Genomic DNA, 13503 nt, shown 5'->3' on the forward strand with positions numbered 1-13503 from the left:
CCGCTCAGAAGGTTTACTCACACCTTCTCAGGCCAGGTGCTTGTCGCGGTTGATGCGCTGGCGCTCCAGCATCCAGCCCGGGTACTCGGCCGGCAGCGCGCTCGCCTTGTCGAGCGCGGCCAGTTCGTCGGCCGAGAGCTTGATGGCGGTGGCCGCGATGTTGTCGTCCAGCTGATCGACGCGCTTGGCGCCGATGATCACGCTGGTGACGACCGGCTGGTGCAGCAGCCAGGCCAGCGCGATCTGCGCGACCGACACCTTGCGGGCCTCGGTCAGCACGCGCATCGCGTCGATGCAGTCGTAGGCGCGTTCGCGGTTCACCGGCGGGAAATCGAAGGTGGCGCGGCGAGTGCCTTTTTCGGTTTCGGTGTGACGGTCGACCTTGCCGCTCAAAAGGCCCCCGGCCAGGGGGCTCCAGACCATGAGGCCGAGGTTCTCGCTGCGCAGCATCGGCACCAGTTCGCGCTCCAGGTCGCGCCCGGCGATGGTGTAGTAGGCCTGCAGCGATTCGAAGCGCGCGAGCCGGTCGCGCTCGGCGATGCCCAGTGCCTTGGCGATCTGCCAGGCCGCCCAGTTGGACACGCCCACGTAGCGCACGTGGCCCTGCTGCACGAGGTTGTCCAGCGCGTGCACGGTTTCCTCGATGGGCGTGAGCGGATCGAAGCCGTGGATCTGGTACAGGTCGATGTGGTCGAGCTGCAGGCGCTTCAGGCTCGCCTTCACGCCGTCCATGATGTGATAGCGCGAGGCGCCGCTCGCGTTCGGGCCCTTGCTGCCGGTTTCGCCGAGCACCTTGGTGGCGACCACCACGCTGTCGCGCGGGATCTTCAGGTTCTTCAGCGCCTGGCCGGTGATGACTTCCGACTGGCCTTCGGAGTACACATCGGCGGTGTCGATGAAGTTGATGCCGGCGTCGATGGCGCGGCCGACCAGGCCTTCGGCCTCGCTCTGCTGGAGATCGCCGATCTGGCTCCAGATGCCCGAGGCGCCGCCGAAGGTCATCGTGCCGAGGCAGAGTTCGGAAACAAGGAGGCCGGTGCGGCCGAATTTGCGGTACTGCATGGAGTAAGTCCTTTGGGTTGGGAGCGGTGTGTTGGGCGCATGCCGGGAGGCGCGTCGGTAAAAAGTATCCGCCCGCGGCCCCCGGCGCGGCGAGCGCGTTTCTGCAAAGTCTTTGCCTATTTCTCCAGACCTCGTTCCAGACCCGTGCAGATCCTTGGGAGCGGCGCTAAGCTGCAAACCACCCGATCCTCCACGGTGCCCGCCACCGTGATTCCAACCGCGACAAGGCCCTCTACATGTCCGACGAAACACCCGAAATCGCTGCAGCCATTGCCCAGCCGATGCCGCTGGAGCCCGAACTCGACGAAGCCAGGAAGGAACTGGTGGCGCTCATCAACCGCATCACCGGCGGGCGCGACGGCACCGTGGAAACACCGGTGGCCGGCCTGCAGGTGTATTGCATCAGCAAGCCCGACCGCCCCAAGCACGCCTTCGCCACCCCGGCGCTCGGTCTGATCGCGCAGGGTTCCAAGCGGATCATCGTGGGCGACGACATCTACGTGTACGACCCGATGCACTACCTGGTGACCTCGGTCGACCTGCCGGTGTGCGGCCAGGTGCGCCTGACGAGCGACAACGAGCCCTACCTGGGCCTGCGGCTGGAGCTGGCGCTCGACGAGATCGGCGAACTCATCGGCGACGAGAAGCTGCCCGCCAAGGCCAACGCGCCGGCTTCCCGCGGCATGTACGTCAACCGCATCGCGATGCCGGTGCTGGAGCCGGTGCTGCGGTTGCTGCGGCTGGTCGAGACGCCCGAAGACGTGCCGATCATGGCGCCGCTCATCAAGCGCGAGATCATGTATCGCCTCTTGGTGAACGGCGAGGGCGCGCGGCTGCGCCAGATCGCGCTGCAGGACAGCCACACCCAGCGCATCGCCAAGGCCATCAGCGCGCTGCGCGTGAACTATGCGCAGTCGCTGCGGGTGGAAGACATGGCGCGCGCGGTGCACATGAGCGTGTCGTCGTTCCACCATCATTTCAAGGCCGTGACAGCGATGAGCCCGCTGCAATACCAGAAGCAGCTTCGCCTGCAGGAGGCGCGCCGCCAGATGCTGGTGACCGGTGTCGACGTGGCGAGCGCGGCGCACAGCGTGGGCTACGAAAGTCCCTCGCAGTTCGCGCGCGAATACGGCCGCATGTTCGGTGCGCCGCCTCTGCGCGACAAGCAGCGCTGGCTCTCGGAAGCGGGCAACGATGCGATGGGGGCGGCTTCGATGGAAGCGGCCTGAGTCGCCGGGGCAAGCAAGCCGCATGGCCGAATCGAAAGTCGCGATCTACGGCGCCATCGGCGCCAATGTCGCGATCGCCACCACCAAGTTCGTCGTGGCGGGCATCACCGGCAGCTCGGCGATGCTGTCCGAGGGCATCCACTCGGCGGTCGACACCTTCAACGGCGTGCTGCTGCTGGTGGGCCTGAAGCTCAGCAAGCGGCCCGCCACGCCCGAGCATCCGTTCGGCCACGGCAAGGAACTCTATTTCTGGAGCCTGATCGTGGCGGTGCTGATCTTCGGGCTGGGCGGCGGGGTGTCGTTCTACGAGGGCATCCAGCACATCCGCGCGCCGGAGCCGATGCGCGATCCGACGTGGAACTACGTCGTGCTCGCGGCGGCCTTCGTGTTCGAGGGCACGAGCTTTCTCATTGCGCTCAAGCAGTTCCGCGCGCAGGCCAAGGGCACGCCGTTCTGGCAGGCGCTGGACCGCAGCAAGGACCCGACCACCTACACCGTGCTGGCCGAGGATTCCGCCGCGCTGGTGGGCCTGCTGGTGGCGGCGCTCGGCATCTACCTTGGCCACACGCTGGACATGCCGGTGCTCGACGGCGTGGCCTCGGTGGTCATCGGTGTGCTGCTGGCCGGCGTGGCCGTGCTGCTCATCGCGCAGGCGCGGGGCCTGCTGATCGGCGAGGGCATCCGGCCCGAGACGGCGCGCGCCATCCGCGCCATCGCGATGGAGCAGCCCAGTGTGGAAGACGTGGGCCATGTGCTGTCGATGTACATCGGCGCCGACGAGGCGCTGGTGATCGTCGATGTGAACTTCAAGGACGACATTTCCACCGGCGAGGCGGGCGAGGCCATCGCGGCCATCGAGCAACAGGTGCGTGCGCGTTTCCCGACGATCAAGCGCATCTTCATCGAGGCGACCGAGGCGCCGCAGGCCGATGCCGCACTGGCAAAAGACGAAGGCGCCTTGTAGCACTTGCTGCAATTTCTTGCGTCGTCACGACCATGCAGGTTTCAAATTTTTTCGTTATTGTTTTGCTCGCTGCAGCACCCCGGCGCACTCGCGCCGGGTGAACCAAACAACACGGAGAGATGCATGCTTTGGGAAAAAAAGCTGGCGCAGTGGAGCGCCGCCGTTCGTGACCGGGCCAACCTGCCTGCACGACTGACGCTGTGGGACGGGCAGTCCTATGACTTCGGCAATTTCAGCGGGCCTTCGGTCACGCTGCACGTCAAATCGCCCGCCGCGCTGTCGCTGATGCTGCAGCCCACGCTCGACAACCTGGGCGAGGCCTACGTCAAGAGCAAGATCGACATCGAGGGCAAGCTCAGCGACGTGATCGACATCGCCTATGGCCTCGCGAAGACATCGATCGACAAGCAAGGCGGGGCGCTGCAGAACATGGCGCGCTACTTCACGCACACCAAGTCGTCGGACAAGAAATCGATCCAGTACCACTACGACGTTTCCAACGAGTTCTACCAGCAGTGGCTGGACCCGAACATGGTCTATTCGTGCGCCTACTTCGAGAACGGCGACGAAGACCTCGCCACCGCGCAGCTGAAGAAGATCGACCACATCCTCACCAAGATCGACCTCAGGCCAGGCCAGACGCTGCTGGACATCGGCTGCGGCTGGGGCGCGCTGGTGATTCGCGCGGCGCAGAAGTTCGGCGCGCGCTGTGTGGGCGTCACGCTCTCGCAGAACCAGTTCGACCTGGCCACCGAGCGCGTGAAGGCCGCGGGCCTTTCGGACCGCATCGAGATCCGCCTGCAGGACTACCGCGACGTGACCGGGCAGTTCGACCGCATCACGAGCGTGGGCATGTTCGAGCACGTGGGCCGCAAGAACCTGCCTGCGTATTTCAAGCGCGTGCGCGAACTGCTGGCCGACGATGGCGTGGTGATGAACCACGGCATCACTTCGTCCGACCCCGAGGGCGGCGGCGTTTCGTACGGTGGCGGCGACTTCATCGACCGCTATGTGTTCCCCAATGGCGAGCTGCCGCACATCAGCCTCGCGCTGCAGGCCATGCAGCAGGGCGGGCTCGAAGCCTTCGACGTCGAGAACCTGCGCCGCCATTACGCCCAGACGCTGCGCTACTGGAGCGACAGCTACGAGGCCAACAGCGACAAGCTGCACACGATGGTCGACGAGGAGAAATTCCGCATCTGGCGCGTGTACCTCGCAGGTTGCGCCTATGCGTTCGAGAACGACGACGTGGCGATCTACCAGATCGTCGGGCGCAAGGCGGGCCGCGCGGCGAAGACGCTGCCGTGGTCGCGCCGCTACATCTACGACGGCACTTCGGCGCTGAACGCTGGTTAAGCCACGCGCGGAGTCCGGCTTCGATGTTGCTGCTGTCCAGGTCGAGGACGTAATCGCCGCGATCAAATCCACGGATGGCTTCAAGACGACATCGCAAGCCCACGCGATCGCGTGAACAAGACAACGCGCAAGCCCGAGTGCCAGCACGGATTCGCACGGCCCGATAGCATCACGGGCTCGCGGCTTCACACCACCTCGGCGCTCACCGGACACCCTGTTCGGGGCAGCCTTTCCGGCCCGCGAAGAACCCCATGAGCGCCAGCAACAAAACAACAAACCGCCCCCTGGTCATCGCGTCGATCATGGCCTCCATGGCCATGGTTGCCATCGAAGCCACCATCGTCTCGACCGTCATGCCGCAGATCGCCTCCGAGCTCGGCGGGCTGCATCTCTACAGTTGGGTCTTCGCCTCGTTCCTGCTCGCGCAGACCGCGATGACCGTGGTGTTCGGCAAGCTCAGCGATCTGTACGGGCGCAAGCCCATCATGTTCGTGGGCATCGCGATCTTCGTCATTGGCTCGGTGCTGGCGGGCTTCTCGTGGTCGATGCCGGCCATGATCTGCTTCCGTCTCATCCAGGGCATCGGCGCGGGGGCGATCCAGCCGGTGTCGCTCACCATCGTGGGCGATCTCTATCCGGCGCGCGAACGCGGCAAGGTACAGGGCTACCTTGCGAGCGTGTGGGCGGTTTCGGCCGTCGTGGGGCCGATGATCGGCGCGCTCATCGTGCAGAAACTGTCGTGGGCCTGGATCTTCTGGGTCAACGTGCCCATCGGCCTGGCTGCCGCGGCGGGCTTCTGGTTCTTCCTGCACGAGGCGCCGACGGTGCGCCGCTCGTCCATCGACATGGTGGGCGCGGTGCTGTTCACCGTCGGCATCGCGTCGCTGATGATCGCGCTGACCGAGTTCGGCGTCGGCAACTCGGGCGTCGCGCTCGCATGGACGGCGCTTTTCGTCGTCACGCTCGCGCTCTTCATCGCGCAGGAGCGCCGGGCGGCCGACCCGATGGTGTCGCTCAAGCTCTGGGGCGCACGAATGATCGCGACCGTCAACGGCGCGGCGATGCTGGCCGGCATGGTGCTGATCGGCATCACGACCTTCCTGCCGATGTATGTGCAGGTGGTGCTGGAGCGCTCGTCGGTCACGGCCGGGCTCACGCTCACGATGGTGATGCTCGGCTGGCCCATCGGTGCGACGCTGACCTCGCGCACCTTTCACCGCATCGGGCTGTGGCGCATGGTGGTCGTCGGTGCGGCGCTGATTCCGGTGGGCACATCGACCTTCGCCTTGCTCGGCGCCGGCAGTTCGCCGGTGTTGCCGGCCATCGGCTCGTTCATCATCGGCCTGGGCATGGGCGTGATGAGCCTGGCTTCGCTGATCCTGATCCAGGAGGGCGTGGAGCTCTCGCAGCGCGGCATCGCCACGGCTTCGAACGTGTTCTCGCGCAACCTCGGGAGCGCGCTGGGCGCGGCGTTCTTCGGCGCTGTCTTCAACTTCGGGCTGACGCGCGGGGACGGCAGCATGATGTTCACCGACGATGAGCTGCGACTGTTGCTGCAGGGCGTGCACGGCTCTGTGGCGGGAGATGCGGGTATTCGGCTCGCGCTGGGCAACTCGCTGCACCTCACGTTTCTGATGATGCTGGTGGTGAGCCTGGGGGTGGTGGCGCTGGCGTTGTGGCTGCCGAAGGAAGGGTTGGAAAGTTCGGCCGCCAGCGATGCCAAGGCGGCGCAGAAGTAGGGCTCGGTTCAGAAGCGTGACGATGGCCCAAGGCGTCACGGACAAGCGACGATCCTGGAAAGCCCTGCCAGCGTCACCAACGAAGAAAACCGCGCATGCATATGCGCAAACGCGCGGGCATCATGTCGATCCCTTTTCACTTCCCACCGCACTTCATGACCTACCTTGCCGCCCCCGAGCGCTACGACGCCATTCCCTACCGCCGCGTCGGGCGCAGCGGGCTCGTGCTGCCCGCCATCTCGCTCGGCCTGTGGCACAACTTCGGCGACAGCACGCCCATCGACGTGCAACGCAAGCTGCTGCGCACGGCCTTCGACCTGGGCATCAACCACTTCGACCTGGCCAACAACTACGGTCCGCCGTACGGCAGCGCCGAAACCAATTTCGGCCGCCTGCTGCGAGAAGACTTCAAGGCCTACCGCGACGAACTCATCATCTCCAGCAAGGCCGGCTGGGACATGTGGCCCGGCCCCTACGGCCAGGGCGGCGGTTCCCGCAAATACGTGCTCGCGAGCCTCGACCAGAGCCTGCAGCGCCTGGGCCTCGACTATGTCGACATCTTCTATTCGCACCGGTTCGATCCGCACACGCCGCTGGAAGAAACCGCCTCCGCGCTGGCGCAGGCCGTGCAGCAGGGCAAGGCGCTTTACATCGGCATCTCGTCGTACTCCGCCGGCAAGACGCGCGAGATTGCCGCGCTGTTGCGCGAATGGAAGGTGCCGCTGCTCATCCACCAGCCGGCCTACAACCTGTTCAACCGCTGGATCGAGAAAGACCTGCTCGATGCCACCGGCGAACTCGGCGCGGGCGTGATCGCTTTCACGCCGCTCGCGCAAGGGCTGCTCACCGACAAGTACCTCAAGGGAATTCCGGCCGATGCGCGCATCAACCGGCCCGGCGGCGGCTCGCTCAAGCAGGAGCACCTGTCGGACGACAACGTGGAACGCGCACGCGCGCTCAACGAGATCGCCAGGCGCCGCGGCCAGAGCCTCGCGCAACTCGCGCTCACGTGGACGCTGCGCGATCCGCGCGTCAGCTCGGCGCTGATCGGTGCGAGCCGGCCCGAGCAGATCATCGACAACGTCGCGGCCCTGCGCCACGCGCCGCTGAGTGCCGAAGAACTCGCAGAGATCGACAAGTACGCCGTGGAAGGCGGCGTGAATCTGTGGGAAAAGCCGTCGACCGACTTCGCGTGACAACGGCTCTCGGTGCCGCGGCTATTCCAGCGTGAACCCGATCTTCACCGTCACCTGCCAATGCGCGACCTTGCCGTCCACCACATGGCCGCGCGTTTCGGTGACGTTGAACCACTGGATGTTGCGCACCGTCTCGTGCGCCTTGGCGATGGCGGTCTGTACCGCGTCCTCGATGCCGATGGGCGACGAGCCGGTCAGCTCGAGGGATTTGTAGACGTGGTTCGACATGTGCGTGCTCCTTGTGAATGGGTGTGAGGGCATCGTAGTCATGGCGTGCGGCGGCGGGTGGAATTTTCTGCATCAGGTAACTCGCAATCCTTCTTTGAGAAAGCAGGGCGGTTGCGCAGAATCGCCGCAGCGTTCACCGGAAGTCCCCTCTCATGCCACAGCGCAGTCCCTATGTTTCCCCGGCGGCCCAGGCCCGCCATGTTCTCGCGCTGACCACCGCAGCGTGGCGCATCGCGCCGTCTTCGCCGCACGAAGTGGCACGGCGTGCGCCGCACGGCTATGTGCCCATCCGCGCCATGCGGCGCTTCCACGCGGCAACGGCGCTGGCCCTGCTGCCGCATTCATGGTGAGATGCTGATCGTTCTTTCAGGCTTGCCCGGTTCGGGCAAGACCACGGTCGCGCGCGAACTCGTGGCGCGGCTTTCGGCCGTCTATCTGCGCATCGATGCCATCGAGCAGGCGCTGGTGTCGGCGAAGGTGCTGGCCGGGGAGGTCGGGCCCGCGGGCTACGAGGTCGCCTATGCGCTTGCGCGCTCCAACCTTGCGCTTGGCCTCACGGTGGTGGCCGATTGCGTCAACCCGTTGCCAGTCACGCGCGAGGCGTGGCGCGCGGTCGCGGCAGGCGCCTCGTCGCGCCTGCTGGAGGTGGAGATCGTCTGTTCGGATACAGCGGAACACCGTCGGCGCATAGCGCATCGCGAGGCCGACATTCCGGGGCACGTGCTGCCCGATTGGCCGTCGGTGCTGCGGCACGACTACGCGCCATGGACCACGGAACGCCTGCTCATCGATACGGCCATCGTCAGCGCAGCCGATGCGGCGCAGCGCATCGCAGCAGCGGCCCGCGCCTGAACAGTATGCAGATATCGATATAGGAAATCAGCGCAAGCGGTGCGCACGATGCCCAAGAGAATTCGCAGCAATTCCTTCAAAGGCGTCATTGCTGCACACCGTGTCCTATTCGCTGTCCCTGCTCGACAAGAGCCTGATCCCCGAGGGCGCCGATGCCGCCCAAGCGTTCCAGCACACGATTGCGCTCGCCCAAAGCGCCGAGCGCCTGGGCTATCGCCGCTACTGGCTCGCGGAGCATCACGGCAATCGCGGCTATGCGGGTTCGGCGCCCGAAGTGCTGGCCTCGCACCTGCTTGCCAAGACTTCGCGCATCCGCGTCGGCACGGGCGGCGTCATGCTTCAGCACTACAGCCCCTTCAAGGTCGCGGAGACCTTTCGGGTGCTGGCCTCGCTCGCACCGGGCCGCGTGGACCTGGGCGTCGGCAAGGCGCCCGGCGGGCTGCCGCTGACCAGCAAGGCGCTGCAGTGGCTGCACGATCCGGTGAAGAAGAAGGAAGACTTCGCAGTCCGCCTCGCCGAGCTCGATGCGTTCCTGCATGACGGCGTTGCCGCGGACCATGCGCTGGCCGGCGCGGTCGCCACGCCGAACCCGCCACAGTTGCCGCAGTGTGTGCTGCTCGGCGGCACGCCCGAGAGTGCGCTGCTCGCGGCGCGTCTCGGCTGGGAGTTCGTCTATGCCGGGCACTTCAACGGCGACCCGGTGAACATCGGGCAATCCATCGAGGCTTACCGCTCGGCCACCGGCCGCGCGCCCTTGCTCGCGCTCTTCGCCTTCGCGGCCGAGACGCATGAGAAGGCCGCCGAACTCGTCGGTGCGCTGCGCAGCTTCAAGGTGCACCTGCCCAGCGGCCAGAGCGTGAACCTCGGGAGCCTCGAGGCCGCCGCCGAATTCGCGCGGCAGGCCGGCGTGACCGACTACCGCACCGAGGAGCGGCGCCCGCATGTGATCGCGGGCACGGCCGACGAGGTGCGCGACGAACTCGATGCGCTGAGCGAGCGCTACGGCATCGAGGAGTTCGTCATCGACATCCCCGTGGCCGGTTTCGCCGAGCGCGCCACCGCCGTGGAGCTGCTGGCGCAGGCGCGCGAACCCGCGCTGGCCTGAGCTTTTTCTCTTTTTTCCTTTCCACCTCCAGAAGAGCACATCGCGATGAGCAACATCAAGTTCGGCGTCATGCTGCAAGGTGCCGGCAGCCACATGAATTCCTGGAAGCATCCGGGCGGTCCGGCCGATGCCAGCGTCAACCTCGACTTCTTCGTGCGCACCGCGAAGAAGGCCGAGGACGCCGGCATCGCCTTCGCCTTCGTGGCGGATGGGCTCTACATCAACGAGAAGTCGATCCCGCATTTCCTCAACCGCTTCGAGCCGATCTCGATCCTGTCGGCGCTCGCGACCGTCACCTCGAAGATCGGCCTCGCGGGCACCGTCTCCAGCTCGTACAGTGATCCGTTCACGGTGGCGCGCCAGTTCGCCTCGCTCGACCTCATCAGCGGTGGGCGCGCGGGCTGGAACGTGGTGACCACGCCGCTCGAAGGCAGCGCGAAGAACTACAGCCGCAACCATCCCGAGCATGCGCTGCGCTACGAGATCGCCGACGAGTACCTCGCCGTCACGCAAGGGCTGTGGGACAGCTGGGACGAAGATGCCTTCGTGCGCAACCGCGAGACCGGCCAGTTCTTCGACCGCGAGAAGCTGCACACGCTGGACCACAAGGGCCGCTTCTTCCAGGTGGCGGGGCCGCTGAACATCCAGCGCTCGCCGCAGGGGCAGCCGGTGATCTTCCAGGCCGGTTCCTCGGATGCGGGCGTGGGCCTTGCCGGCAAATACGCGGACGCGGTGTTCACCCATTCGCCCTCGATCGAAGAAACGCGCGCCTTTCTCAAGCAGGTGAAGGCCAGCGCGGTGGCGCAGGGCCGTCAGGCCGACGACGTGAAGATCTTTCCCGGCATCGGCCCCGTCGTCGCGGCCACCGAGGAAGAGGCCGAGGCCAAGTACCGCGCCATCCGCGAACTGCTGACCATCGAGGAGGCGCTGGCCTATCTGGGTCGCTTCTTCGATCACCACGACTTCAGCCAGTACCCGCTGGACGAAGCCTTCCCCGAGCTGGGCGAGATCGGCCGCAACAGCTTCCGCTCGACCACCGACCGCATCAAGGCCAAGGCGAAGGCCGGCGGCCAGACCTTGCGCGAGGTGGCGCTCGAAGTCGCGACGCCGCGCACGCAGTTCGTGGGCACCGGCGAGCGCATTGCCGATGAAATCATCCGGTGGGTGGACGAGGGCGCGGCCGACGGCTTCATCCTCGGCTTCCCGGTGCTGGGGCAGGGGCTGGACGACTTCATCGAGTTCGTGATTCCCGTCCTGGAGGCACGCGGCCGCTACCAGCGCGAGCTGCCGGGGCAGACCTTGCGCGACCACCTCGGGCTGCCGCGCAAGGCGAGCCGCTATGCAGCGGCCAGCGATGCCGACACCACGCGAAAGGCCGCGTGATGAGCGAACTGTTCGTCTACACCACGCCGCTCGATCCCCTTGCCCAGCCGCTGGTGGAGGGCCTGACCTTCGAGTACGACAGCCGCTACGGCGATGTGCTGCGCGAGCCCGGCGCACCGCGCGAGATGGACCGCTATCCGCCCGAGGTGTTCGCACCGCCGCACGGCAACTTCGTGCTGCTGCTGCGCGACGGCATCGCCATCGGCGGCGGCGCCTTCATGCGGCATGACGAGCGCACCGCCGAACTCAAGCGCGTGTGGACGCGCACCGACCTGCGCCGGCAGGGCCTCGCGAGCAAGGTGCTGCTGGAGCTGGAAGCCCAGGTGCGGCGCCAGGGCTACGAGCGTATCTACCTCACGACGGGCTTTCGCCAGCCCGAGGCCGTGGGCCTGTACCGCGGCCATGGCTACACCGCACTGTTCGAAGAGGCGGCGGACCCCGAGGTGCCGCGCAAGCTGCCGTTCGAAAAGCACCTGGTGGCGCCGCGCCATCAGGCCCGGGCCGCCGAGGCATTGAGCGAGGCGGTACAGCGATGAACACGACCACCCTCCTGGACGTCGGCCCCGAGCCGCGGAACCCGGCACCGGCGCGTCCTGTCGCACGGCCCGAGCCTCCTGCGCCGCCGCAGGTCGCGCCCGCGAAGGGCGACTACTCGCACTTTCGCGTGGTGCCCGCGAAGTACCCTGCGCGCACGGCGGGCACCGTGTTCGCGGTGCTGCTCATCGGCATCGTGCTGCACTCGGTGCTGACCAATCCGCGCTGGGGGTGGGGTGTTTTCGCCGAATGGTTCTTCGCCGAGCCGGTGCTCGCCGGGCTCGGCCGCACGCTGCTGTTGACGGCTCTGGGTGCGGTGCTCGGCTTCGTGCTGGGCACCGGGTTGGCGCTGGCGCGGGTCTCGCGCTCGCCGCTGCTGGCGCGGTTGTCATGGGTGTTCACCTGGCTCTTCCGCTCGGTGCCGATCATCGTGCTGCTGTTGATCATCAACAACCTCGGCTACCTGTACGAGACGGTGGCGCTGGGCATTCCGGGCACCGACATCACCTTCTTCTCGTACCCGACCACGCAGCTCATCAGCCCGTTCATCGCGGCGCTGCTGGGCCTCACGCTGAACCAGGCGGCCTTCGCCTCGGAGATCGTGCGCGGCGGCATCCTGTCGGTGGAGCAGGGGCAGCTCGAAGCGGCTGCCGCGCTGGGCCTCTCGCGCAAGCGGCAGGCCTTCCGCATCGTGCTGCCGCAGGCGATGCGGACCATCCTGCCGACGGCGTTCAACGACATCATCGGCCTGGCCAAGGGCACGTCGAACCTCTACATCCTCGCGCTGCCCGAGCTGTTCTACACGATCCAGATCATCTACCGGCGCAACCTGGACGTGATCCCGCTCTTGATGGTGGCGACTGTCTGGTACCTGGTGATCCTCACGGTGCTGTCGGTGGCGCAGCACTACATCGAGCGGCATTTCTCGCGCGGCGCGCTGCGCAATCCGCCGCGCTCGCGGCTGGCCGGCGTGGCACGCGGCCTGTGGCGGGCGAAGGCCCCCGTGGCGGCAGAACCGGTGGTGTCTGCCCCGCCCGCACCTGTGCTCGTGCCGCGCTGGACCGATCCGCTCACGCAGGGCGGCGAGGTCACGATCCACGGCGTCTCGAAGAGCTTCGGCACGCTCAAGGTGCTCGACGACGTGACGCTCGCGGTGCCCCCGGGCAGCGTGACGGTGATCCTCGGACAGTCGGGTTCGGGCAAATCGACGCTGCTGCGTTCCATCAACCACCTGGAGCGCGTGGACGACGGCTTCATCGCGATCGACGGCGAACTCATCGGCTACCGGCGCGACGAAGACACGCTGTACGAACTGCACGAGAAGGAAATCCTCAAGCGCCGTGTCGATGTCGGCATGGTGTTCCAGAACTTCAACCTGTTCCCGCATCTCACGGTGCTGGAGAACATCGTCGAGGCGCCCGTGTCCGTGCGCGGCCTGGCGCGCGACGAGGCCGAGGCGCTGGCTTCGGAACTGCTGGTGCGCGTGGGCCTGGCCGACAAGACGCACGCCTATCCGCGCCAGCTCTCGGGCGGCCAGCAGCAGCGCGTGGCCATTGCCCGCGCGCTGGCGCTCAAGCCCAAGGTGCTGCTGTTCGACGAGCCCACTTCCGCGCTCGACCCCGAGCTGGTGGGCGAGGTGCTGGCCGTCATCAAGGAGCTTGCGCGCTCGGGCACCACGCTGGTCATCGTGACGCACGAGATCGGCTTTGCCCGCGAGGTGGCCGACACCATCGTCTTCATGGAGCAGGGCCGCATTCTCGAAACCGGCACGCCCGACAAGGTGTTCAACGCGCCTTCGCATCCGCGCACGGCCGAGTTCCTGGCCAAGGTTCTCTGATTCTTTCTTTTCCCCTGA

The 13503-nt window shown here is 66.6% G+C and carries 13 protein-coding genes; 11 read left to right on the forward strand and 2 right to left on the reverse strand.

Annotated elements, in window-relative coordinates:
- Positions 1 to 27 precede the first annotated feature (27 nt).
- A complete protein-coding gene (locus J2W23_RS19420) occupies positions 28 to 1062 on the reverse strand; it encodes an aldo/keto reductase (RefSeq protein ID WP_307649891.1) in 1035 nt (344 codons plus the stop codon).
- Positions 1063 to 1298: 236 nt separating this feature from the next.
- On the opposite strand from J2W23_RS19420, the gene J2W23_RS19425 reads away from it, so the two are divergent.
- The 5 genes from J2W23_RS19425 to mgrA all read left to right on the forward strand — a co-directional run bounded on the left by J2W23_RS19425 (position 1299) and on the right by mgrA (position 7546).
- The gene (locus J2W23_RS19425; RefSeq protein WP_176657376.1) at positions 1299 to 2291 is read left to right on the forward strand and encodes an AraC family transcriptional regulator; all 993 of its coding nucleotides are present in this window, start codon (positions 1299 to 1301) and stop codon (positions 2289 to 2291) included.
- Between the two features lie 22 nt (positions 2292 to 2313).
- Positions 2314 to 3255: a cation diffusion facilitator family transporter gene (locus J2W23_RS19430; RefSeq protein WP_307649892.1), complete on the forward strand. Its 942-nt coding sequence runs from the start codon at positions 2314 to 2316 to the stop codon at positions 3253 to 3255.
- A 123-nt stretch (positions 3256 to 3378) separates the two neighbouring features.
- Positions 3379 to 4611 (forward strand): SAM-dependent methyltransferase, encoded by a 1233-nt coding sequence (locus J2W23_RS19435; RefSeq protein ID WP_307649893.1) that lies wholly within the window; start codon positions 3379 to 3381, stop codon positions 4609 to 4611.
- 251 nt (positions 4612 to 4862) lie between these two features.
- Positions 4863 to 6350, forward strand: coding sequence for an MFS transporter (locus J2W23_RS19440; protein WP_176657378.1), 1488 nt, complete (start codon positions 4863 to 4865; stop codon positions 6348 to 6350).
- A 155-nt stretch (positions 6351 to 6505) separates the two neighbouring features.
- A complete protein-coding gene (mgrA, locus tag J2W23_RS19445; RefSeq protein ID WP_307650072.1) occupies positions 6506 to 7546 on the forward strand; it encodes an L-glyceraldehyde 3-phosphate reductase in 1041 nt (346 codons plus the stop codon).
- A 21-nt stretch (positions 7547 to 7567) separates the two neighbouring features.
- Here the strand turns inward: mgrA and J2W23_RS19450 are convergent, their stop codons facing one another.
- Positions 7568 to 7774, reverse strand: coding sequence for a dodecin (locus tag J2W23_RS19450; RefSeq protein WP_176657385.1), 207 nt, complete (start codon positions 7772 to 7774; stop codon positions 7568 to 7570).
- A 152-nt stretch (positions 7775 to 7926) separates the two neighbouring features.
- On the opposite strand from J2W23_RS19450, the gene J2W23_RS19455 reads away from it, so the two are divergent.
- From J2W23_RS19455 to J2W23_RS19480, 6 genes are all read left to right on the forward strand, one after another.
- On the forward strand, positions 7927 to 8124 hold the full coding sequence (locus J2W23_RS19455) for a hypothetical protein (RefSeq protein ID WP_176657386.1): 198 nt from the start codon (positions 7927 to 7929) through the stop codon (positions 8122 to 8124).
- A gap of 1 nt (position 8125) precedes the next feature.
- Positions 8126 to 8626 (forward strand): AAA family ATPase, encoded by a 501-nt coding sequence (locus tag J2W23_RS19460; RefSeq protein WP_307649894.1) that lies wholly within the window; start codon positions 8126 to 8128, stop codon positions 8624 to 8626.
- Between the two features lie 100 nt (positions 8627 to 8726).
- Entirely contained in the window at positions 8727 to 9731 is a 1005-nt protein-coding gene (locus J2W23_RS19465) for an LLM class flavin-dependent oxidoreductase (RefSeq protein WP_307649895.1), read from the forward strand.
- A gap of 45 nt (positions 9732 to 9776) precedes the next feature.
- Positions 9777 to 11114, forward strand: coding sequence for an LLM class flavin-dependent oxidoreductase (locus J2W23_RS19470; protein WP_373423960.1), 1338 nt, complete (start codon positions 9777 to 9779; stop codon positions 11112 to 11114).
- Positions 11114 to 11650, forward strand: a complete 537-nt coding sequence (locus tag J2W23_RS19475; protein ID WP_307649896.1) for a GNAT family N-acetyltransferase — start codon at positions 11114 to 11116, stop codon at positions 11648 to 11650. Before J2W23_RS19470 ends, J2W23_RS19475 begins: the two co-directional genes overlap by 1 nt.
- Positions 11647 to 13485 (forward strand): amino acid ABC transporter permease/ATP-binding protein, encoded by a 1839-nt coding sequence (locus tag J2W23_RS19480; protein WP_307649897.1) that lies wholly within the window; start codon positions 11647 to 11649, stop codon positions 13483 to 13485. Before J2W23_RS19475 ends, J2W23_RS19480 begins: the two co-directional genes overlap by 4 nt.
- The last annotated feature ends 18 nt before the right edge of the window (positions 13486 to 13503 follow it).

It is taken from the genome of Variovorax boronicumulans (assembly GCF_030812215.1).
In the GTDB taxonomy this organism is placed as follows: Bacteria; Pseudomonadota; Gammaproteobacteria; order Burkholderiales; family Burkholderiaceae_C; genus Variovorax; species Variovorax boronicumulans_C.

Bases quoted from the DNA above. Each gene is read 5' to 3' on its own strand.
- J2W23_RS19420 (WP_307649891.1), bottom strand. From the start codon at position 1,062: ATGCAGTACCGCAAATTCGGCCGCACCGGCCTCCTTGTTTCCGAACTC.
- J2W23_RS19425 (WP_176657376.1), top strand. From the start codon at position 1,299: ATGTCCGACGAAACACCCGAAATCGCTGCAGCCATTGCCCAGCCGATG.
- J2W23_RS19430 (WP_307649892.1), top strand. From the start codon at position 2,314: ATGGCCGAATCGAAAGTCGCGATCTACGGCGCCATCGGCGCCAATGTC.
- J2W23_RS19435 (WP_307649893.1), top strand. From the start codon at position 3,379: ATGCTTTGGGAAAAAAAGCTGGCGCAGTGGAGCGCCGCCGTTCGTGAC.
- J2W23_RS19440 (WP_176657378.1), top strand. From the start codon at position 4,863: ATGAGCGCCAGCAACAAAACAACAAACCGCCCCCTGGTCATCGCGTCG.
- mgrA (WP_307650072.1), top strand. From the start codon at position 6,506: ATGACCTACCTTGCCGCCCCCGAGCGCTACGACGCCATTCCCTACCGC.
- J2W23_RS19450 (WP_176657385.1), bottom strand. From the start codon at position 7,774: ATGTCGAACCACGTCTACAAATCCCTCGAGCTGACCGGCTCGTCGCCC.
- J2W23_RS19455 (WP_176657386.1), top strand. From the start codon at position 7,927: ATGCCACAGCGCAGTCCCTATGTTTCCCCGGCGGCCCAGGCCCGCCAT.
- J2W23_RS19460 (WP_307649894.1), top strand. From the start codon at position 8,126: ATGCTGATCGTTCTTTCAGGCTTGCCCGGTTCGGGCAAGACCACGGTC.
- J2W23_RS19470 (WP_373423960.1), top strand. From the start codon at position 9,777: ATGAGCAACATCAAGTTCGGCGTCATGCTGCAAGGTGCCGGCAGCCAC.
- J2W23_RS19475 (WP_307649896.1), top strand. From the start codon at position 11,114: ATGAGCGAACTGTTCGTCTACACCACGCCGCTCGATCCCCTTGCCCAG.
- J2W23_RS19480 (WP_307649897.1), top strand. From the start codon at position 11,647: ATGAACACGACCACCCTCCTGGACGTCGGCCCCGAGCCGCGGAACCCG.